This window comes from Streptomyces sp. NPDC033165 (assembly GCF_055577965.1).
This window is the reverse complement of sequence record NZ_JBVIPK010000003.1, coordinates 454,535-475,802: the sequence shown is the minus strand read 5'-3', so window position 1 is coordinate 475,802 and position 21,268 is coordinate 454,535. Positions and strand designations below refer to the sequence as shown.

The following is a 21,268-nucleotide window of genomic DNA, read 5'->3' as shown; positions in this document are numbered from 1 at the left end:
AGGCGACGGGGGACGACCATGCAAGCCGCCACGGAAACGTCATGACCGCACCGGCCCCGCCCGGGGTGTTCTCCCGCCCCTACCGGGCCCGCACGCTCGCGGTGAGCAGCACCTTCGTCCTGGTCGCGTTCGCCGGTCTGGCGCTGAGCACGGTGATGCCGATCGCTGTGCAGGATCTCGACGGACTCGGCCTGTATTCACTGGCGTTCGGCGGATTCCTCACCACCGGAATCGTGGGGACCGTGCTCGCGGGCGGCTGGTCCGACCGCCGGGGTCCCGCTCCCGCGCTCTGCGCCGGGCTGGCGTTCTTCTCCGGCGGCGCACTGGTCTCCGGCCTCGCAGAATCGATCGTTCCCTTTCTGCTGGGGCGGTACGTGCAGGGTCTCGGCGGCGGTGCGGTCACCGTCGCGCTGTACGTGGTCGTGGGGCGCGCCTATCCGTCGGCGCTGCGGCCCCGGATGTTCTCGCTGATCACCGCGTGCTGGATCGTTCCCTCCATGGTGGGCCCGCCGATCGCCGGGGCGGTCGCCCAACGCCTCTCGTGGCACTGGGTGTTCCACGGCATCGCGGTCCTGGGGCTGCTGTCCCTGGCGCTGCTGGCCGGTCCGCTGGGGCGGCTGCGGCCCGCCGGGGACGAGGACGGCGAGAAGCCGGGCGGGCTGCGCGCGATGCCCGCACTGGCCGTCGCCCTGGGGGCGGGGCTGTTGCAGTACGCAGGGTCCCAGTCGGGCCTGCACCGCCTGGTCGCGGTGTCCGCCGGGCTGGTCCTGCTGGTGGTGTGGCTGCGCCCGCTGCTGCCCGCGCGCACGCTGCGGGCGGGGCGCGGCATCCCGTCGCTGGTGCTGCTGCGCGGCGTCTCGGCCGGGGTGTACTTCACCGTCGAGACCTACATCCCGCTGATGCTGGTCAACGAACGCCAGTGGTCGCCGGGGGCCGCCGGGATGTCGCTCACCGGGGCGGCCCTCACCTGGTTCGCCGCCTCCTGGCTCCAGGGGCACCCCCGGCTGCCCTGGCCGCGCGAGCGGGTCGTCCTGGCCGGTGCGCTGATCCACGCGGCGGGTGCGGCCGTGACCCTGGGCGGGGCGCTGCGGGCGATGCCCGCGGTGACCGTCGCCGTCGGACTCCTGGTCGCCGGGTTCGGCATGGGGCTCCTGCTGCCCGGCGTCGGCGTCCTCACGCTCGAACACTCGCCCGTCGACGAGCAGGGCCGGAACTCGGCCTCGCTCCAGTTGTCCGACAGTCTGTCCAGCGTGCTGCTCGTGGGCCTGTGCGGGGCGCTGTTCAACGCGGCGCACGTGAGCGCGGGCCAGGACGCGACAGCCTTCGCGGCGGTCTTCGGCACCGCCCTCGTGGTCGCCGCCGCGGCCGTTCCGATCGCCCGCAGAATCGCGGTGCCGCACACGGAGGAGAAGAAGAACCATGCGACGGTATGAGCTCGTCGGCAGGCGCGACATCCGCCTGGTCACCGACGCCCCGGTGCCGGTGCCGGGGCCGCTGGAGGTCCTGGTACGGGTGCGGGCCTGCACGGTCTGCAACCGCAGCGACCTGGCGTACTACCACTACTACGGGGAGCGCGAGCACTGTGCCCAGGGCTGTTTCGGCCATGAGGTCGCCGGGGTCGTCGAGGCGGTCGGCCCCGGCGTCACCCGCGTGGCACCGGGGCGGCGCGTCTTCGTCCGCACCCCGCTGACCACCGGGTACGCCGACTTCGCGCTGGCCCGCGAGATAGCCGTGGGGCTCCTCCCGGACGAGGTGCCCTTCGATCAGGGCGCGATCCTGCAACTGCTGCCCCTGGCCGTCCACGCCACCCGGGGGGTGCGGCTCGGGGACCGGGTCGCGGTCATCGGCCAGGGCCCGGTCGGCCTGATGGCGCTGCGGATGGCGGCGCTGCGCGGGGCCTCCCACATCACCGCCGTCGACCTGGACGACTGGCGCCTGGACCGGTCGGCCCTCCTCGGCGCCGACACCACCCGCCGGGTCGACGGCAGCGCCGCCGCGCTGCGGGAGGTCGCGGACGGTGTCGACGTGGCGATCGACGCGGTGGGCACGCCCACGACGCTCAACGCCTGCGTCGGCCTCGTACGGCAGAACGGGCTCGTGGTGATGCTCGGCACCCACCACGTGGACACCCACGTCACCCTCGACCTGGTCACCTGGGAGCGCAAGGGGCTGCGGGTCCACAGCTCCGCCGAACCCCTCGACACCGCACGGGCGGAAGCCCTCGCCACCGCCGAACGGCTCGTACGGTCCAAGGAGCTGTACCTCCCGGAGCTCCTGACGCACACCTACCCGCTGGAGGACCTGCCCAAGGCGATGGAGCAGCTGTCGGCCAGCCGCGCGCTCCACCCGGACGGCGAGCAGGCCCCGTACGACGGTCCGCCGCACCGGACGCTGAAGGTGGCGATCGTTCCGTGAGGTGGGGCATCGCCGGGCACGGTGACGTCGTGTCCCGGCGGGTGCTGCCCGCGCTGCGCGCGGCGGGCCAGGAGCCGGTGTTCCTGTGGGGGCGGGACGCCGGGCGCGCGGCCGCGGCCGCCCTGCGGTGGGGGATCACCGCGTCCGGCAGCGACCCCCGGGGCCTGCCGGCGGGCCTGGACGCGGTGTACGTCGCCACGCCCGTCGACCGCCATGTGCCGCTGGCCGCCCTGGCGTTGGACGCGGGGCTGCCGGTGCTCGTGGAGAAGCCGCTGGCCGGTTCCCTGCGGCCCGGCGGCTCCGCGCTCGCCACGGGCCGGGCGTGCGCGGGCGTCGCGTACTACCGCCGACTGGCTCCCGTCGTCGGGGAGTTGCGCCGCGCGCTGCACGGCTGGTCGCCGGAGCGGGTGGAGGTGCGGTTCCGGTCCGCGTTCGAGCCGGGGCCCGGCCATCCGATGCGCTGGCGCACCGAGCGGGCCGTGGCGGGCGGCGGGGTGCTCGCCGACGCGGGCAGCCACCGCCTGGACCTGCTGCTGATGCTGTTCGGGAGGCCTGTCGAGGTACGGGCCCGGCTCGGCAGGCGCTTCCCCGGAGGTGCCGAGCGCGCCGCCACCGTGGAGCTGGAGTGGGCCACGGGGCTGCGGGCGCACTGCTCGGCGGAGTGGGGGGACGGGCCGCCGGAGGACCTGCTCGCCCTCCACGGCGGCGGGCGTTCCCTGACCCTGGACCCGCTGGATTCGGGGGAGTTGCAGCTCCGGGAGCCCGGCGGCGTCCGGCGCGTCCGGTGCCCGCCGGACGCCAACCCCCATCTGCCGCTCGTCGCCGACTTCGTCGCGGCGGTGGCGGCCGGGCGGCCACCGGTGTGCCCGGTGGCCGAGGCCGTACAGGTCGATGACGTCCTGGTGGCGGCGGAGCGGTCCGACGCCCTGGGCGGGGCGCCGGTCAGGCCGTGGCCGCCGTGAACTTCTCCCGGTCCCCGTAGCCGCGCTCCCGGGTCCAGCTCACGGGCTCGATATGGGCGTTGAAGGGCAGCCCGTCCTCCCGGGTCATCGCGGGCCGTGGGTGGTCCAGGTGCAGCAGCGGGTCGTCGTAGCGGGTCAGGGGCGCGGCGGCGGCCAGCCGGGCGACCACGTCGTCGTCCTCGCCGCCCCACCCCTCGAACCGTTCGTCGAAGCCCCCCACCGCGTGGAAGACGTCCGCGCGCAGCCACACACAGCCGCCCGGCGGCTCCCGCAGCAGCAGACCGCGCAGCACGGTGTCGGGCACATCGGCGGCCCCCCGGCCGTTGCGCAGGCCGATGGCGTGCAAGGTGGACGGGCCGTCGAGCGAGAGCGACCAGCGGAACGGCAGATGGGTGCCGTGGCCGCCGTCGCGCAGCCGGGCGGTGTTGCGGGCGACGAAGTGGCGGTCGACGAGGATGTCCGCGTCCAGGACACAGACGTAGGAGGCGTCGCCGGTCGCCTCGACGACTCCGACGTTGACCGCCCACGCCTTGTTGAACAGACCGTCCTTGCGGGCGAAGACATAGCGGTCGACGACGCCTTCCAGCACCTCGCGGCTGCGCGGCTCGCTGTCGGTCTCCACCACCGTGACCCGGTGTCCGGGCCCGCCCTCCTGGTCGGCCAGGGCCTTCAGGCAGGCCAGCAGGTTACGGGTCCGCAGCCCGCCGGAGCGGTCCCGGAAGGGGATCACCACGTGCACGGTCGCGGGCTCGGAGCGCGGCCGGGGCTCTGACGGCTCCGGGGCCGCGGGGGGCTCCTGGGAGGTGTACTCCGCGCCGAGGTGGTAGTCGATCCAGATGTGCCGGTCGGCCTCGGCCACGGCGTCGGCCAGCTCGGCCCGCTGTAGCGGGTGTTCCTCCAGCAGTCCGGCGAGGGACTCGCGCAGGGCGTGCTGGGGCGCGGTGTGCGCGGGGTCGGCGACGACGTCCCGGTAGGCGCGCGCGGAGTCCGGGGACGCGGCCGCGAGGGCGGCGAGCGCGGCGTCCACCGTGCGGTAGTGCTCCTCGCTCTTGGCCCAGTAGTCGGCGGCGATGCCCGGCACGGCCGGGTCGTGGGCGAGCACCGCGTAGGCGGTGAGGCGGGCGGCGAGCCGGGGAACGGTCGGCTCGGGTGCGTGGGACACGGGGGTGCTCCGATCGGCTGGGGTCGGGTTCATGCTCCGTCGTCGGCCGACCACGGGGCGAGCCACCGCGGGTCGGGTGTGTCGTCCGAGCGGACGAATCTGACGTCGGCGGACAGACGCATGGCGTCGGTGGTGGTGTCCAGGGACGCGTGGACGATCTGCGGGACGTGCACCATGAGGTCCCCGGCGGCGAAGTCGGCCCACAGCCACCGCCGCCCCAGATGCCGTGCGGTCAGCTCCAGGTCGTGGGAGATCGGCCGCCGGTCGCCGGGGCGGTCCCCCTTCTCGCGCAGGGGCTCGTACTCCTCGGGCGCAAGGGTGTGGGAGCCCTCCAGGTAGACCAGAGAGCCGGTGCTCGGCGGGCAGTCGCCCACGGGTATCCACAGGGTGAGCACCCGCGGCGCGGGGGAGAGGGCGTTCATGTAGTCGAGGTCCACATGGGCCCGGGAGGCGAGCTGGGAGCCCCGGTGGAAGTGGCGCAGGATCTGCCGGGGCAGCATCCAGGCGTCCCCGCCGAGCAGCTTCCCGGCGAGGTCGGCGAGCAGCGGGTCGGCCACGAACTCCTCGAATGCGGCCGACCGGACGAAGGCGTGGGCGGGGTGCCCGGCGACCCCGTACGCCGGGAGGCTCTCCGGCACGCTGCCGGAGAACAGCCCGTCCCTCGCGTCGGTCCCCTCGGCCAGGTAGCCGTCCGGGAAGAGCGAGAAGTAGGCGCCGCGCAGGCGCAGCACCTTGTCCCGGTCCAGTACGCCCGGCAGGTACAGATACCCGTCGGTGCGCAGGCGCTCGCGCAGCGCGGCCGGGTCGTCGGGCAGGCCCGCACCGGACCGCAGGGGCCCGAACAGGTCCGGCGAGAAGCGGATGGGTACGCCGTTGGAGTACAGCGTCGATTCCGGCATGGGGTGTCCTTCGGCACGGGCGAGCGGGCGGGGTCCAAACCGTGGCGGCGGGGAGGGGGCCGGTCAGTACACGCCCTCCACGGCTTCCTCTTCGCCGCCCTCGTCCTGCTCGAACGGGCGAACCGCCGCCACCCCGTCCCAGGGGAACCAGGGGTGCGGCCCCGTCCGGACGGCGCTGTCCCGCTCCAGCAGGTTGGGGATGAACAGGTCCTCCAGGAGCGTGGTGACCCGCACCCGGCCGCGCTCCCCGACGGGCAGTTCCCGCCACGGGTCGTCCGGGTCGACGACCGTCAGCACCGCGAAGGGCGGCGGCAGATGGTACGAGTGCGTGCTGCCGGGGGGCAGGAGGGGGCCGCCCGGCACCGCGTCGGCCTGGAGGGCGTGGCCGACGAGCGTGTTGCCGTAGGTGTCGATCCACTCCACGCCCACCAGGTGCTCCTCGCGCAGGAACTGTGCCTCGGCCGGGGTGCAGGACGTCCCGCCGGTGCAGACGGCGCGGACCCCGTACGTGTGCAGGGGCTCCGGCAGCCGCATGGCCAGCTCGACGAGCAGCCGGGGGGTGGTGAACAGGAGCGCGGGCCGCTCGGCGGTGAGCAGCGGCAGCGTCTGGGCGACCAGATGGTCGGTGTACGTGTCCGCCTCGCCGCCCGACCGCAGTGCGGCCTTCACCCAGCGCGGGTCGAAGTCGATGGCGTGCACGGCCCCGTTCCAGGAGTCCGCGAGCCCTTCCACGAAGTGCCCGTAGGCGTGCGGTCCCATCGGGGTCATCGCGAGGACGTCGCCGCCGACCAGGCCGCGGGCCTCCAGCATGAGCCGGTAGATCTCCACGTCGTACGCGAGCCGGGTGACGTTGACGATCCGGCAGGGGGTGCCGGTCGTGCCGCCGGTCTCGAAGATCCGGAAGGGGCGGTCGCGGTAGCCGCGCGGCCTGAGGTCCCGGGCGCGGGCGGCGCGGAGTGAGGCCTTGTCGAAGAGGCCGAAGAGCTCCAGGGCCGCGAAGCCGTCGACGTCCTTCTCGGGGTCGAAGCCGAGGGAGTCGCGGCGGGAGACCCAGAAGGGGGAGCCCGTCTCCGGCGAGAAGTGCCACCGCATCATGCGGCGCGTCCAGGCGTCGAGGTCCACGGTGAGTTCCGGGACGCGTTCGCGCATCGCCGGGTAGGCCGCGGCGGGCCCGGTCCGGGTGCTCGGGACGGTCGTCATGGGGTTCCCCTCCGGGCGGCCGCTGCGGGCAGCGGGCGGTACACGAACAGTGACCGGGCGGCGACCGCCTCGGCGGCCGGTCCGGTGGCCCGGACGACGGCGGCGAACGGGAACGGGACCTCGTGGCCGAGCAGCGGGTGACCGGGCGGGCCGTGCCGGCCGTGCGGCCCCCCGTCGACCAGCACCAGGTGCGCGGTGACGTACGTATCGCCCTCCGCGGTCTCCACGACCGGCGGCCTGCGGGTGAGCAGCCGGTCGCCCGGCCGCATCAGGTCCGGCACGGAGCGGGCCGCCCGGGCGGCCGCCCCCGGCTCCCGGAACGCGGTCAACGGCCATGGGCTGCCCGGAAGTTCCGGGCCCATCGCGTCGAGCCGGGCCGCCAGGGCGCGGGCCAGCGGTTCGGGCGGGCCCGCGGTGACGACCGTACGCACGTTGCTGCAGAACCGCCCGGAGTCGGCGGCGATCAGCGGCAGCAGCCAGTCGGCCGCCGCTTCGGTCCCCAGGTCCTCGGGCACCAGCGCACAGCCCCGGCCGGGGCCGTGCAGGGTGAGACCGGCCGAGGCACGGACGGAACCGGCGAGCGAGGAGCCGCCGAAGACCACGTGCCGGTCGGTGAGCCGGATCAGGCCGCGCAGCGCGCCCTGCCCGGTCGGGTAGAGGGAGATCCGCTCCGGCGGCCAGCCCACCGCCAGCAGGGCGGCCGCCAGCCGGGCGGCGGAGAGCGGTTCGCGTCGGCTGGGGCGCACCCATACGGCCGCCGAGCGTTCGAGCTGATCGAGGACCGCTTCCAGGCAGGTGAAGGTGTTGCCGGGCAGCGAGACGAGGGCCAGGGCGCTGTCCGGCGACGGTTCGGGGCGTGCCGTCAGGGTCGAACGGAGCATCCCGCACCAGCGCTCGGCCAGCGGGCCGGGTATCCCGGCCGTCTCCCACAGGGCGTCCCTGAAGTCCTCGCCGCTCTGCGGCCCGAGCCCCCCGATGTCCAGGGTCCCGTGCTCGAACAGATCCAGTGCGCGCAGCAGCAGCCGGCGTCGGCCCGTCGGTGCGGGCGGCAGGCCGGGGGCGACGGTGTCCCAGCGGCGGCGGTCGGCGGCGGCCACGATCTCCGGGACGAGGGCGAGGTGCGTCCCCGTGGGCCCGGGGAGCGGCGCGGTGTCGAGGGACGGGTGCCAGTGGCCGCGGCGGAAGGCGTGGAGGAGGCGCGTCACGGCAGCTCGCTGCGGAGCGCCGAGACCACCCGTATCTGTTCGGCGTGGGTGAGGGAGGGGTACAGCGGCAGCGCGATGTGGTGGCGGGCGAACCACCGGCCGCGCGCGAAGGCCTCCTCCGGGTCCGCTCCGCCGTCGCGGAAGTACGGGTGGTCGCACAGGAGACGGTCGTAGACCTCGCCCGCGAGCTGGACGCCGTGCCGTTCCCGCAGCCGCTGCTTCAGCGCGTCGCGGTCCACGGAACCGTCCGCGTACACCAGGTATTTGTAGTAGTTGCTCCGGGAGTCCCCGGGCACCGCGTGCGCCCGCAGGGAGCTGACGCCGTCGAGCAGGGTGTCGTAGTGGGCGGCGAGCGACCGCCGCCGGGCCAGGGTCCCGGCGAAGCGCTCCAGGTCCACGGTGCCGACGGCGGCGTGCAGTTCGCTGAGCCGCCAGTTGCTGCCCGGCCGGTCGTGCAGGGTGGAGCCCTGGGCGCTCTTGCCGTGGTCGCGCCAGCGCCGTACGTCCTCCCGGTCCTCCGGCGCGGCGGAGGTGAGAAGCCCGCCCTCACCGCTGATGGCGACCTTGGTGGGGAAGAACGAGAACGCGCCGAACCGGCCGAGGCTGCCCGACGGGCGGTCGCCCAGGGTGCTGCCGAAGGCGTGCGCCGCGTCCTCCAGCACGGGGATGCCGCGCTCCGCGCACGCGGCGAGGACCCCGTCGACGGCCGGGGAGACGATCCCGCCGATGTGGACGGGCACCACGGCCGCCGTGTCCGGATACCGCTCCAGTGCGGTGCGCAGGGCGTCCGGGTCCATGCCGAGTCCGTCGGGTTCCATGTCGACGAAGCGGGCCCGGGCCCCGGCGCGCACGGCCGCGGCCGCCGTCGCGAAGAACGTGTTGACGGGCACGAGGACCGTGCGGCCCGCCACGCCGATGGCCCGCAGGGCGATCTCCAGGGCGGCGGAGCCGGAGGCGACGGCGACGCCCGGGGTGCCGGTCCACGTACGGCTCAGCTCCTCGAAGCGGGCGACCAGCGGGCCCTGGGTGAGGACGCCGGAGGCCAGCGCCCCGTCGACGCGCTCCAGCACGGTGCGCCGGTCGGTGACGTCGAAGCGGATGCGCTGGGCGGGCACGGGGGCCGGGTGCGCCGGGGCGTCGGCCAGTTCCCGGGCGAAGAACTCCGCCGCGTGGCCCGCGTGCGTGCCGTGTCCCATGGGGAGTTCGAGGATCTCGGGCTTCGGGGCGCCCGCCGTCCCGTAGCCCAGGCGGATCGTTTCGGCGGCGGCGCGGGTGTCGGCCGTCTCCAGATAGGGGTCCTCCGTGCCGTACTGGAGCTGGAGGGGCGCGGGGGCCAGGGCCGTATAGAGGTCGGGAAGGTCGGCGTGTTCGAGGATGCCGGGCAGGACCGCCCCCTCGAATCCGGTGAACAGCCGCCCGTACAGCGCCGGATAGGTGCCGAGGTGGCTCGCCGCGCAGACGGGGAGGGGACCGTCGCTCAGCAGCGCGGTGTGCAGGGCGACGGCCGCGCCCAGGCTGTGGCCGAACAGCCCGGTGCGGTCCGCGTCGGCCAGCGGGTGGCTGCGCAGTACGTCGAGGGCTCCGAGCGCGTCGCCGACGAGGGCGCCGAGCAGGGAGCGGCCGGTGAGCGCGAAGGCGTGGGCGAGCAGGGCCCCTTCGTCGCGGCCCGCGAGCCGCTCGGGGTCGAGCCCGCCGCCGATGCCGTACGCGAAGGTCAGGGTGGTGAACCCGGCCCGGGCCAGCCGTTCGGCCACGTTGCGGTCGGGGTGGTCGGGGGGCGTCTCGCCGGTGAGGTGGTCCAGCCGGGCGTTCTTCCCGCCGAGGACGAGGATGCCCGGGCGGGGGGCGGTGTCCTCGTCGTCGGGGGAGAGCAGGACGGCGGGGAACTCGCCGCGTGCCGGGGAGCCGAGGGTCATCCGCTCGCGCCGCAGCCCGTCGGACACGGTGACGGTGGAGGCGGTGACGCGGACGTCGCGGTGGGCGTCCTCGACCCGGGCCAGGCGCTCGACCCGGGAGCGGAGCGGGGCGGGGTGACCGGTGGGCCCGGTGTCGAGGAGCCGGCGCAGGGAGCTGATCTGCATGGTGATGGTGGGACCGGTTTCGTGAGAGGGGAGCGGACGGCCCTGGACACCAGGGGCCGGGCGTTCGGCCCGCCCCTGTGACGTCGGGTCAGATGAAGTCGGCGTGCAGGGTGCTGGGGACTTCCACGGCGTAGGAGTCCAGCGCCCGGTCCAGCTGGATCTGGCCGCGGTGCAGATGCTCCAGCAGCTCGTTCTGCGGCCGGTAGAAGCACGACTTGCACAGGTCCGTGCGGCGGGGGTTGGCGGCCTCCCACTCGGCGCGCGGGCCGCCCTCCAGCACTTCCGCGTAGCCCTGGTCCAGCACGTTGCCGATCAGATAGCGGCTGTTGAGGTGGACCTGCGGGCACGGGTAGAGGTTGCCGTCGGCGCCGACCGCCGTCACGAACCGGCTGTAGTGGCACCGCTCGAAGTCGCCCTCGACATCCTCGACCTGGTCCATCGGGCCCCGGTCGAGCTTGGGTACGGAGACCTCGTAGTCGTCGGTGGACAGCTCCGCGGCCTCCCGGAGGGCCTCGGTGATCTCCGGCATGACCGCCTCGATGGTCTCGTGGCCGAGCGCGCTGTAGAACTCCGGCTCGAAGCGGACGTAGTGGGCCCCGGACGCCAGGCCGATGCGGGCGGCGTCGAGGATCTCCCGGTGGTTCGCCTGCGTGATGACGAAGTTGAAGCCGATCCGGAAGTCCGGCGCCACCGCGGTCTCGCGCAGCCGTCCCACGGCCCCGATGAAGGACGCGAAGGTCTGCTCGCGGTCCCGGGTGATCTCGTTGAACGTGGCCTCGGTCCCGGCGTTCAGCCCGATGCGCACCCAGGTGTGGGTGTCCGCGACGGCCTCGGCGATGGCCGGGCGGCCGAGCCGGGAGCCGTTGGTGATCAGCCCGATGCGGAGCCCGGCCTCGTTCGCGGCCCGGCTGATCTGCGCGTACCCGGGATGGATGGTGCACTCACCGCTGCCGCAGAAGGTCACGGCGCGGCCGTCGTTGGCCGCGAACTCCCGCATCAGGGTGACGGCCTTGTCGGTCTTGATGGAGTCCTTGAACGAGAACAGGTCGTAGAACTGCTCCTCGTTGGGGGAGTGGAAGTTGCAGAAGTTGCACCGCATGTTGCAGGCGCCCATGATCCCGATGCGCATATGGATCGGTTTGAACTCGTCGCCCGCCACGAACCGTCTCAGCAGGTCGCCGTGGGCCATGACCTTCTGGGGGGAATGGGCCTGATCGAGGCTGACGGGGAGCAGCGGAACCGGATCTTCCGTAACTTTCGCAGCGCTGTCCTGAGAATCACCAAAGCTATTCACGGAACCCCCAAATATGGCTGTTCAGCCGCCTATTCGATGACCTTGCTCCCGACCCTAGGAGCAGCTTCTCAAGGGTGTCAACAGTCAGGCTACGACGGGGATTTCATGGATCGATACCCTCGTCGAGAACTCCGGCTTTGGCGATGAGATAGGCGAGCTGGGCGCGGCTTCGGCTGTTGAAGATCTCCGACGCCTTGCGCACATGGGTGGCGACGGTGCGGACGCTCATGCCGAGCCGCCCGGCGATGGCCTCGTCGGTATAGCCGTTGACCATGAGCTGAAGGACGGACCTGCGTGTTTCGTCGGCGAGCAGCGGCGGTCGGTGCGCGCCGGGAGAGTACTGGAGCGGGGTGGCGCGTTCCCAGGCGTGCTCGAACATGCCGACGAGATAGCGGATCAGTCCCGGATGCTCTATGGCCAGGGCGGTCTGGCTCCGCTGTTCTCCCGGGTCGGGCACGAAGGCAATTCGCTGGTCGCACACGATGATCCGGTCGAACACCTCGTCCAGGGTCCGTACTTCCGCCCCTGCGGCCGATATTTGCTCGACGTAGAAAAGAGTGGGGCTGTGGGTGCGCACGGTGTGCTGGTAGATCGTGCGCTGCCGCACCCCGCGGGCGAGCGCCGGAAGATCGGTGTCGAGCGCTTTCGCCAGCAGTTCCTGCGGTCTGCCGCCACCGGGCTGGGCGGTGAGCAGTTCCTCCTGGCAGGACTCCACGGCCGAGGCGAGCGTGGTGCTGATGATGTCCGCGCCGCTGATCACGCGGGCGGCCTGGACCCCGTCCTCGCGGTAGGTGTCGCGGTAGACCTGCTCGGCACGCTGGATCGATGTGCGTACGGCGTCGAGCGCGTGCTGCTGCCGGTCGATGGCCGCTTCCATCGGCCGCACCAGGCTGCCGGCGGCCAGCCCCGGCGGAATGGCGACCAGCCGGCCGTCCTCGGTGCGCCGCAGAAGTCCCAGGCGCGTCAGGCACTCGGGGCATTCCTGATTTATTGAGTGACCTTTCAAAAATCGCGCATAGAACTCCAGCCCCCTCTCGCAGATCTCAGACGCCTGGACATTATTCAGTTTGTCCGTTTTCGTGCACATCTGTACATCCTTCAGGTTCTCGCGATGCATGATCATGCCACAAATTTCCCCTGTCGCAAGGTTGAAACAAGAAGCAAGATTCTCGGCAGGCAACACGACAACTCGACCCGGCGTTGACGGCGGGTAAGCACAGGGGGTAGCCGCATGTTCAGGAACGCGAATTTCCTTAAGGTTATCGGCGCGTTTGCCGTTGCCGCTTCCGTGGCTCTCGGATCGTTCACCGCGATTTCTTCCGAGCCGCAGTCCGTGGTCACCGCCTCGTCCGTCGGGACGAATGACTCGCAGTGGGGATGACCCTCCTCGGTCCGCTCGATGTTTGTCACTCGTAAATCCAGCTGCAGGGTGGTCAGGAATGCGCACAGAAGGAAATGAAGGCGTCATCGTCGCGCCCGCCGATGCCGTACGGGTGAGGGCGCGGGTCGAGGTCCCGATCAATGTTCCCGGCCTGGGGCGCCGGCCGAGCACCATGGTCAGTTTTCATGGGCTGCACGACAATCGCGAGCACATCGCGGTCCTCCTCCCCGGCTGGGACAGGAGGAGCGATCCGCTGGTCAGGGTGCATTCCGAATGCCTTACCGGCGACGTCTTCGGCTCGCAGCGCTGCGACTGCGGCCCGCAGCTCCACGAGGCCCTCGCGATCTGCTCGCACGAGGGCGGCATCATCCTGTACCTGAGGCAGGAGGGGCGCGGTATCGGCCTCTACAACAAGTTCGACGCCTACCTCCTTCAGGACCAGGGGCTCGACACCTTCGAAGCGAACGCGGTCCTCAACTTCGGCCACGACATGCGGGACTACCGGGTGGCGGCCGAAATGCTGCGGGCCCTGGATGTCCCCGAGATCCGGCTCCTCTCCAACAACCCGGAGAAGGGCGCCCAGTTGCGGGCACACGGCGTCGCGATATCCGACATCGTCCCGACCGGGACCTTCGTCAACGAGAACAACCACGCCTACCTGACGGCCAAGCGCGAACGAGCCGGTCATGCCCTTGAGGTCTGAGGCGCACGCCGGCCCCGCAGGAGACGTGACTCCTTATGAACAGGCCGCCATGCGCCGGGCGTTGGAAATCGCCGCGGACCGGGTGGGATCGACCGGCGTCAATCCGGCGGTCGGCTGCGTCCTCCTCGACGCGGACGGCACCACCCTCGCCACGGGGGTCCACCGCGGCCCCGGTACCCCGCACGCGGAGGCCGACGCGCTGCGGCAGGCGCGGGAACGCTCCCGTGGCGCCACCGCCGTGGTCACCCTGGAACCCTGCGACCACCAGGGCCGTACGGGCCCCTGCTCCCGCGCGCTGATCGAGGCCGGGGTCCGGCGTGTCCTGTACGCGGTGCCCGACCCGAACCGGGTCGCGGCCGGCGGCGCCCGACGCCTGGCCGAGGCGGGCATCGACGTCGTCGGCGGGGTCCTGAGGGAGGAGGCCGAAGCCGTCCTGGAGATGTGGCTCACCGCCGTACGGACCGGACGGCCCTTCGTCACCTGGAAGTTCGCCACCACCCTGGACGGCCGCAGCGCCGCCGCCGACGGGTCCTCCCGCTGGATCAGCTCCGCCGAGTCCCGGGCCGACGCACACGCACTGCGCGCCCGGCACGACGCGATCCTCGTCGGGTCCGGAACCTGGCGGGCCGACAATCCCCGTCTCGACCTGCGCCACGGCGTCGTGGGGCAACCGCCCCTGAGGGTGGCGCTGGACGCCCGGGGCGAACTGCCGCCGGACTCCCGGCTGCTGGACGGCGGCATCCCCACGCTCGTGGTGACCGAGCCGGGCACCGGACTCGCGGGCGTCGACGAGGAGAACGTCCTGCGTCTGAAGACCGACGCACGCGGACGCTTCCCCCCGCTCGGCCTGCTCGAAGCGCTCGGGACCCGCGGTGTGCGTTCCGTGCTGGTCGAGGGCGGCCCCGCCCTCGCCTCCGCCTTCGTCACCGCCGGGCTCACCGACCGCGTCGTCGCCTACGTCGCACCACTGCTGCTGGGCTCCGAAGGCGTCAGCGCCGTCGGCGAGCTGGGCGTCGGATCGATCGGTGAGGCGCACCGGCTCCGCATCACCGCCGTGGACCGGATCGGAAGTGATCTGCGGGTCGAACTCCGGCCCGCCGCCTGGACCAGAGGAACACAGTGACTGGATTTCTCCTCCCCAACGCCCGTCTCGCACCACGGGAGCAGCCCAGGGCCGACGCGTCGGAGCTGCCCCCGGTCACCCTCCTCATCCCCTTCTACCGGGAGACCCCGGAGATCCTGCGGCGCTCCGCGGGGATGCTCCAGTTCCTGGACTACCCGCACGAGAAGCTGTCCGTGCGCTGGCTCGTGGACGCTCGCCGGTCCGAGGACGTGGCGGCAGCCGAGGCAGTCGCCGGGCCGGCCCGGGCCGGCTTCGGCGGTGACCTGCGGGTGGTGGCCGTTCCCTCGATGACCCCGAAGGCGAAGGCCCTCAACCATGTGCTCCGCGAGGTCGACGACCCGATCGTCGCCGTCTACGACGCGGACACCGTGCCGGACCCGGGCCAGCTCCGCCAGGCCGTCGCCGCGCTGGAGGCCCGCGACCTCGACGTCGTCGACGCCATCGAACTGCCCGAGGCGGGCGGCGACCTGGTCAACCGGATCACGCTCGCGCAGTCGGCCGCGTTCTTCGGCGCCATGGAGTACGTCAACCGCCGCACCGGCATGCACATGCTGCTCGGCAGCTCGATCTACTTCCGCCGCAAGGCGCTGGAGGAGGTCGGACCGCTCTGCGAGGACGGCGTCGAGGAGCTGTACGAGTGGGCGGTGCGGGCCGCCGCCGCGGGCGTACGCATGGGGCGCATCGTCTCCTTCTCGTACGGCACCCGGACCTCGGTGGTCGGGCCCGCGCTGCGCCAGCGCACCCGGTGGATCAGGGGCCAGCTCGACATCGGCTTCCGGTTCCTGGGCGGAGAGCCGCTGCCCGCCCGGCCGCGGACCGCCGTGACGCTGATGACCCTCAGCCTGCTCGGCCAGCTCAGTGTGCTGCCCGTGATGGCCGGGGCCGTGCGTTACCGCTCGCTCCGCCTGCCCGCCGCCGCGCTGCTCGCCGGAGAGGCGCTGCGCATCCGCAGCGTCTCCCGCGACCCGGTGTGGGAGGTCCTCCGGGTCGGTTCGGGGTGGGTGTTCCTGCTGCCGTTCGAACTCCTGGAGTCGACCTCGGCCTGGCGCGCGGTCTGGGAGCTGGCGACGGGTCGTGACACCTGGCACTCGGTCCGGCCGGAGGCGGGCAAGGGCCCGACGACGGGGGAGGGCCCGACGACGACCGAGAGGGACGTGACGACGACGGGGCAGAGCCCGACGCCGGGGAAGGGCCCGACATGATCGATCTGGGTCTGCCCCGCATCCCGCAGCGCGGCCGTATCTTCTCCTCCGTCTTCATCGACACCTTCGGCTGGGGCCTGTTCGCCCCGCTGGCCTTCCTCTACTTCTCCTTCGGCACCGGGCTGTCCTTCTCGGCCATCGGCTCGGCGGTCAGCGCCGGAACGCTCGCCTCCCTGCCGGTGGCCCTGCTGGCGGGCTGGCTCGTCGACCGGTTCTCCCCGAAGTCCGTGCTGGTGGCCAGCAACCTGGTCACGGCAGTGGGCTACGGCCTCTACCCGTTCGCCTCCGAGTGGATGTTGATCGCGGTGGCGACGTTCCTCGTGATGGCCGGGGACCGGCTGTACTGGGCGAGCTGGCCGGTGATCGTGGTGGACCTGGCATCGGGCCGCAAGCTCGACGCCACCTACGCGGCGGTCGGGACCATCAAGAACTTCACCGTCGCCACCGGGGCCCTGGCCAGCTCCGGACTGACCATCCTCTTCGGCCGGGGCGCCGCCGACCTGGTCCTGGCCCTGAACGTGGTCACCTCGCTCATCGCGGCGGTGCTCCTGGCCGGGGTACGCGTCTCGTCGAACCGTCCGGCCGAGGAGGCGGGCGGCGGGGGGAAGGAGCCCGGCTGGCGGGCCGCGTTCAAGGACCACGCGTTCACCGGCTTCTGCTTCTCCTTCATGCTCCTGACCTTCGCCTGGGCGCTGCCCGCGACGATCCTGCCCGCCTACGCGGTGGAGATCATGAAGCTGCCCGGCTGGGCGCCCGCCTTCTTCCTCGGCGTCAACAGCGTCGCCATCATGCTCGCCCAGATGCCGGTGACGGCGAAGGTCTCCCACGTCCCCCGGCAGCGGCTGATCGTCCGGGCCGGACTGATCTTCGCCGTGGTCTTCACCGGGCTGTACCTGGTGACCGAACTCCCGGCGACCACCGCGATCGTGGTGCTCGTCCCCGTGATGCTGATCTTCACGCTCGGCGAGATGATCAGCCTGCCCGCGGCCAACGCCCTGGTGGCGAGCAGTGCGCCCGCCGCGATCCGCGGCCGGTACATGTCGCTCTTCCAGCTCTCCTGGGGAATCTCCGGCCTCTTCATCCCCCTGCTCGCCGGATTCGTCCTCGACCGCGGGGCCCTGTGGGTGTGCGCCGCGTTCGGCGGGATCGCCCTGCTGGCGGCGGTCGGGGTCCAGCTCACCGCGTACCGGATCGCCCCGGCCGGCACGGAGGAGGAAGAGGCGGAACCGCACGACGAGCCGCACGACGGACCGGCCTCCCCCGGGAGCGGCCCGGACGCCGGACTCGCCCCCGCAACCACGAAGGATGTGACATGACGGAGACGTCCCGGTACCCCGGCATCAGGGTCATGGCGCACCCCCGGCGGCGGAAGCAGGCGGAAGCCCTGCTGGCCGAGCTGAACGCCGAAGCCCGACTGCCGTACGCCCAAGGCCCGCACGCCGACGACCGGCTCCCCGCCGACGACCCGCTGCTCGTCCTCGATCCGGACCCGGACGGTCCGCCGAGCCCCCTGCGTACGGCGGCGGCGGCCTGGGCCGGACCGTACGGCACGGCGAGCCACCGGCTCGTCCTCCAGGACGACGTCCTGCCCGCCGAGGGCTTCCTGGACCTGGTGGCCAAGGCCATCGGGAACCGGCCCCGCGACCCCATCGCCTTCTACAGCAACTGGAACCACTGGAACGGTTCCGCCGTGCGGCTCGCCGCACTCAGCGGAGCCGGCTGGGCCCGGGCGATCCCGGACGAGTACGCGCCCTCCCTCGCCGTGGCGCTTCCCCGCGCCCTGGCCGAGCAATTCGCCCACTACGCACAGGAGTTGCTGCGCAGCGACACGCCTCCGGACGACGAGGCCCTGGCCGCGTTCCTGCGGGGGCGCGACACCGCCCTGTTCATCGCCGTGCCCAACCTGGTCGAACACAAGGGGGGCGGCAGCCTGGTGGGCAACGACAACCAGGGGCCGAGGCTCTCGCCCTGCTTCGTGGACGACGCGCCGGGCGCCCGGCGGACCGGGACGGGCACGCTGGGGGCGCTGGACTTCTACCCCCACTTCTTCAAGGGGCACGTCTACGGCCTCACCCCCACGGGGCCCGGCGGCCGTTACGTCAAGACCTACTGGGACGAGAGCGTCCAGACGCTGGGCATCGACCCCGACCGGATCAGGGAACTGGCCCGGTGGGAGCCGACCCCCGCGATGCTCTTCCGCGACCTGGCGGGCGCCGGACTCCAGATCCACCACGCCACCGCTGCCTGGACCGCGGCCGTGCTGTACGGGGCCGCCCTGGAACGCCTCACGGCCACCACGGGCACCGCCCCGGCCGACAGCCGGACGCCGGACCCCGCTGTCCGCGCGGGTGCCGTCGAGACCATCCCGCTGGGCGGCCTGGCACAGGTGGTCGGGCTCCCGCTGCTGCGCCGGGTCATGGACCCGCTGCGCAGGCTGACCGAGGAGGGCCTGAACGCCGGTGCGGAACTGGCGTCGGCCGCACCCCTCGGCACCGCTCCCTAGACCTGCTCGCCCCGGGCCCGTCCTTCCTGGACCTGCCCTCCTCTGCCCTGCTCGCCCCAGACCTGCTCTCCCTCTCCACCTCTTCCTTCCTCAGCCCATCCATCCGCTCTGTCAGGAGTTCGAAGATCATGCGGACAGTCGACGTATTCCACCCGCAGGCCACCGGCGACAGCACCGGCGACACCACCGCTGTGCACGCCTCCCCCCAGACCTCCGTGGCGTTCAGCCCGGACGGCGTCCACTACGCCAGCGCCGGGTACGACGGCCGGGTGGCCCTGTGGGACCGCTCCGGCACCGCCCCGCGCTGGGTCGGGCATCACGCACGGCTGGTCAACGGTGTGCGGTTCTCGCCGTCGGGCCGACTCCTCGCCAGCGGCTCGGCCGACAAGACCTGCCGCATCTGGGACGTGGCCACCGGCCGCCAGATCCAGCTGCTCGCCCGGCAGCCCGACGACCTCAACGCCCTGGCCTGGCTGGACGAGAACCGCGTGGTCACCGTCTCGCAGGACGGCACGGGCCGCATCTGGGACATCCGTACCGGCGTTCTCGAAGAGGGCGTGATCTTCCACGCCGACCACTGCATGTCGGTCGACGCCGCGCCCACCGGCGTCCTGGCCAGCTGTGGCGAGGACGCCACCATCCGCCTCTGGGACACCAACGGGGCCCTGCTGCGCGACCTGCCGCAGGCCGGGCACGCCGAGATGTGCCGCTGGTCGCCCGACGGCACCCTGCTCGCCGCCAGCTGCGACGACGGCTTCGTGCACATCGTGCGGACCGACGGCGAACTGGTCACCAAGGTCGGCCCCTACACCGCCGCCGTGAAGTCGGTCGCCTGGTCCCAGGACGGCTCCCGCATCGTCATCGGCGCCTACGACAGCACGATCACCCTCTGGGACATCGCCGACTGCCGCCCGCTGGTGCGCTGGTACGGGGCGCACCTGTGGCCCCGCTCGGTCGACTGGTCCGTGGACGGCAGGACCATCATCGCCGGTACGTTCTCGGCCCTGCCCGCAGTGATCGACGTACCCGAGGTCCCGGCGGACGCCCTGCCCGGCGAGGTCCGGGAGATCACCCTCGAATCGCCGGTCTCCACGCACGGCGTCAACCACGTCTCGGCCGCCGGTGAGGTGCTGGCGGCGGGCAGCGACAACGGTACGGTCCGGGTCTGGAGCCACCGCGGGGCCACCGCGACCGAGGTGCCGGTGGGCAACGGCAGCCTGATCAACACCGTCGCCGTGTCCGAGCAGTTGCCGGGGCTCGTCGCCTACGGCTCGTTCTCCGGCCGGGTCGGCGTCGCCGACGCCGTCACCGGACGTGATGTGGCCGCCGTCGAGCGCGCGCATCCCGTGAACCGGGCCGCCTGGTCGCCGGACGGCAAGCGGCTGGCCGTCGCCGACTACGAGGGCGGGCTCGACCTCTACACCTGGACGGGCAGCGAGCTGGTGCCCGGAATCCACTACGAGGGCCACGACGGGTCCATCAAGGACGTCTCCTGGGTGGACGCGGACCGCCTGGTCACCTACTCGACCGACCGCCAGGCCCACCTGATCACCGCCGAGGGCAAGCTGATCCGCTCCTTCGGCGGCCACGGCGAGCTGATCAACGGCGGCTCGGTGACCAGCGTGGCGGGCCGGGCGCTGCTCGCCACCGTCTCCCGCGACCGGACCAGCCGCGTCTACGACCTGGACACCGGGGAGCTGCTCCAGGTGCTGGTCGGCCACGACGAGTCGGCCAAGTGCGCGGCCTGGCACCCGGGCGGGAAGCCGCTGCTCGTCACGGGCTCGTACGACTACACCGGCCGGCTGTGGGTCCTCGACCCGGAGACCCTCGCCCCGCTCCACAGCCATGTGCTGGAGGGCCACGGCAGCGCGGTCAGCGCCGTGACCTGGCGCGGCGACGACGCGGTCACCGCCTCCTGGGACAGCAGGGTGGTTGCCTGGACGCCGGACGCCGACCCCACCCGGGCGCCGGCCCAGGCAGAGCTGGCGACGGACTGGAAGGCCACGGAGGTCTCCCGATGAAATCCCTCAGCCTGAAACTGAGTTCACCCCCCTCCTTCGCCCTGTCCGACGCCGAGACGGCGGCATTCCGGCGGGCCGCGGAGGTGGTGTGCCGGGCCGGGGGCGGCCGGCTGGACGACCCCGATACGGCGGCCGCGGCACGCGGCGGCTGGGAGGAGCTGCCGGGCCGGTTCCGGTCGGCCGTACGCGACTTCCGCCGGGACTCGGGCGACTGCGGGGTGATGCTGTTCCGGGGCCTGCCCGTCGACGAGGCCCTGCTGCCGCCCACCCCGACGGTGGACGGCTCGGTCCGCCGGGAGGCGACCGTGCCCGCCGCCGCCCTGCTGATGACCGCCGCCGGCGGTCTGGGCGACCCGGCCGCCTACGCACCGGAGAAGTCCGGCGCGCTGGTGCAGGACGTCGTACCGGTGCCGGGCAGGGAGGACTTCGAGGGCAACGCGGGCTCCACCCTGCTCTCCTTCCACATCGAGAACGCCTTCCACGTCCACCGCCCGGACTTCGTGATGCTGCTGTGCCTGCGGGCGGACCACGACGGCACGGCGGGCCTGCGTACCGGATCGATACGCCAGGCGCTGCCCACGCTCTCGGAGCGGACCAGGGAAGTCCTCGCCCGCCCGGAGTTCAGCACCCAGCCGCCTCCCTCCTTCGGGTCGGCGGACGGGACCACTCCGCCGCGCCCGGTGCTGTACGGCGACCCGGAGGACCCCGATCTGCGGGTGGACTTCTCCGCCACGACGGCTCTGACGCTCGAAGCGCGCCAGGCGCTCGTCGAGCTGGAGGCGGCCGTCAACGCCACCTCCCACACGGTCCGGCTGACGCCGGGGGACCTGGCGATCGTGGACAACCGGGTGACCACGCACGGCAGGACCGCGTTCCGGCCGCGCTACGACGGGGGCGACCGCTGGCTGCTGCGCACCTTCGCGGTGGCCGACCTGCGCCGCTCCCGTAGCCATCGCCCCGGCGACGGCTACGTACTGAGCCACTGAGCACCTCGGCGGGGGGGGGGGGGGGGGGGGGGGGGGGGGGTGGAGGGGGGGAGGGGAAGAGCAGACGCCAACATAGCAACAAAACAAGACACAAACGATAGACAAGCGAAACACGAACCGCAACATCGCAT

General features: G+C 72.7%; 17 protein-coding genes. 10 read left to right on the top strand and 7 right to left on the bottom strand.

What is annotated here, in order from left to right; all coding sequences use genetic code 11:
• Positions 1-41: 41 nt before the first annotated feature.
• Genes ACZ5WC_RS10010 through ACZ5WC_RS10000 form a run of 3 tightly spaced genes read left to right on the top strand, consistent with a single transcriptional unit; the run spans position 42 to position 3,377 of the window.
• Positions 42-1,433, top strand: coding sequence for an MFS transporter (locus ACZ5WC_RS10010; RefSeq protein ID WP_468540334.1), 1,392 nt, complete (start codon positions 42-44; stop codon positions 1,431-1,433).
• Entirely contained in the window at positions 1,420-2,415 is a 996-nt protein-coding gene (locus tag ACZ5WC_RS10005; protein ID WP_468540333.1) for a zinc-dependent alcohol dehydrogenase, read from the top strand. Before ACZ5WC_RS10010 ends, ACZ5WC_RS10005 begins: the two co-directional genes overlap by 14 nt.
• Positions 2,412-3,377 carry a Gfo/Idh/MocA family protein gene (locus ACZ5WC_RS10000; protein WP_468540332.1) on the top strand — a complete coding sequence of 322 codons (966 nt, stop codon included), beginning with the start codon at positions 2,412-2,414 and terminating at the stop codon, positions 3,375-3,377. The genes ACZ5WC_RS10005 and ACZ5WC_RS10000 overlap by 4 nt, the downstream gene beginning before the upstream one ends.
• Here the strand turns inward: ACZ5WC_RS10000 and ACZ5WC_RS09995 are convergent.
• The 7 genes from ACZ5WC_RS09995 to ACZ5WC_RS09965 form a co-directional block, all read right to left on the bottom strand.
• A complete protein-coding gene (locus ACZ5WC_RS09995) occupies positions 3,358-4,539 on the bottom strand; it encodes a glycosyltransferase family 2 protein (protein ID WP_468540331.1) in 1,182 nt (393 codons plus the stop codon). The two genes, ACZ5WC_RS10000 and ACZ5WC_RS09995, sit on opposite strands and share 20 nt — an antisense overlap.
• A 29-nt stretch (positions 4,540-4,568) precedes the next feature.
• Positions 4,569-5,438: a phytanoyl-CoA dioxygenase family protein gene (locus ACZ5WC_RS09990; protein WP_468540330.1), complete on the bottom strand. Its 870-nt coding sequence runs from the start codon at positions 5,436-5,438 to the stop codon at positions 4,569-4,571.
• Between the two features lie 63 nt (positions 5,439-5,501).
• Complete coding sequence (locus ACZ5WC_RS09985) at positions 5,502-6,638, bottom strand: hypothetical protein (protein ID WP_468540329.1); 1,137 nt, start codon at positions 6,636-6,638, stop codon at positions 5,502-5,504.
• Entirely contained in the window at positions 6,635-7,843 is a 1,209-nt protein-coding gene (locus ACZ5WC_RS09980; protein WP_468540328.1) for a hypothetical protein, read from the bottom strand. Before ACZ5WC_RS09980 ends, ACZ5WC_RS09985 begins: the two co-directional genes overlap by 4 nt.
• Positions 7,840-9,924 carry a DegT/DnrJ/EryC1/StrS family aminotransferase gene (locus tag ACZ5WC_RS09975; protein WP_468540327.1) on the bottom strand — a complete coding sequence of 695 codons (2,085 nt, stop codon included), beginning with the start codon at positions 9,922-9,924 and terminating at the stop codon, positions 7,840-7,842. The genes ACZ5WC_RS09980 and ACZ5WC_RS09975 overlap by 4 nt, the downstream gene beginning before the upstream one ends.
• A gap of 88 nt (positions 9,925-10,012) precedes the next feature.
• Positions 10,013-11,113, bottom strand: coding sequence for a radical SAM protein (locus ACZ5WC_RS09970; protein ID WP_311120398.1), 1,101 nt, complete (start codon positions 11,111-11,113; stop codon positions 10,013-10,015).
• A 208-nt stretch (positions 11,114-11,321) separates the two neighbouring features.
• Positions 11,322-12,341 carry a LuxR C-terminal-related transcriptional regulator gene (locus ACZ5WC_RS09965; RefSeq protein WP_468540326.1) on the bottom strand — a complete coding sequence of 340 codons (1,020 nt, stop codon included), beginning with the start codon at positions 12,339-12,341 and terminating at the stop codon, positions 11,322-11,324.
• 316 nt (positions 12,342-12,657) lie between these two features.
• Between ACZ5WC_RS09965 and ACZ5WC_RS09960 the strand changes: the two genes are divergently transcribed.
• The 7 genes from ACZ5WC_RS09960 to ACZ5WC_RS09930 all read left to right on the top strand — a co-directional run bounded on the left by ACZ5WC_RS09960 (position 12,658) and on the right by ACZ5WC_RS09930 (position 21,137).
• Positions 12,658-13,302: a GTP cyclohydrolase II gene (locus ACZ5WC_RS09960; RefSeq protein WP_468540325.1), complete on the top strand. Its 645-nt coding sequence runs from the start codon at positions 12,658-12,660 to the stop codon at positions 13,300-13,302.
• 49 nt (positions 13,303-13,351) lie between these two features.
• Positions 13,352-14,425: a bifunctional diaminohydroxyphosphoribosylaminopyrimidine deaminase/5-amino-6-(5-phosphoribosylamino)uracil reductase RibD gene (gene ribD, locus ACZ5WC_RS09955; RefSeq protein WP_468540549.1), complete on the top strand. Its 1,074-nt coding sequence runs from the start codon at positions 13,352-13,354 to the stop codon at positions 14,423-14,425.
• Positions 14,422-15,627, top strand: a complete 1,206-nt coding sequence (locus ACZ5WC_RS09950) for a glycosyltransferase family 2 protein (RefSeq protein WP_468540324.1) — start codon at positions 14,422-14,424, stop codon at positions 15,625-15,627. Before ribD ends, ACZ5WC_RS09950 begins: the two co-directional genes overlap by 4 nt.
• Positions 15,624-16,943 carry an MDR family MFS transporter gene (locus ACZ5WC_RS09945; protein ID WP_468540323.1) on the top strand — a complete coding sequence of 440 codons (1,320 nt, stop codon included), beginning with the start codon at positions 15,624-15,626 and terminating at the stop codon, positions 16,941-16,943. The genes ACZ5WC_RS09950 and ACZ5WC_RS09945 overlap by 4 nt, the downstream gene beginning before the upstream one ends.
• A complete protein-coding gene (locus ACZ5WC_RS09940; protein WP_468540322.1) occupies positions 16,940-18,130 on the top strand; it encodes a ubiquitin family protein in 1,191 nt (396 codons plus the stop codon). The genes ACZ5WC_RS09945 and ACZ5WC_RS09940 overlap by 4 nt, the downstream gene beginning before the upstream one ends.
• Positions 18,131-18,258: 128 nt before the next feature.
• The gene (locus ACZ5WC_RS09935; RefSeq protein WP_468540321.1) at positions 18,259-20,151 is read left to right on the top strand and encodes a WD40 repeat domain-containing protein; all 1,893 of its coding nucleotides are present in this window, start codon (positions 18,259-18,261) and stop codon (positions 20,149-20,151) included.
• Positions 20,148-21,137, top strand: coding sequence for a clavaminate synthase family protein (locus ACZ5WC_RS09930; RefSeq protein ID WP_468540320.1), 990 nt, complete (start codon positions 20,148-20,150; stop codon positions 21,135-21,137). The genes ACZ5WC_RS09935 and ACZ5WC_RS09930 overlap by 4 nt, the downstream gene beginning before the upstream one ends.
• Positions 21,138-21,268 lie beyond the last annotated feature (131 nt).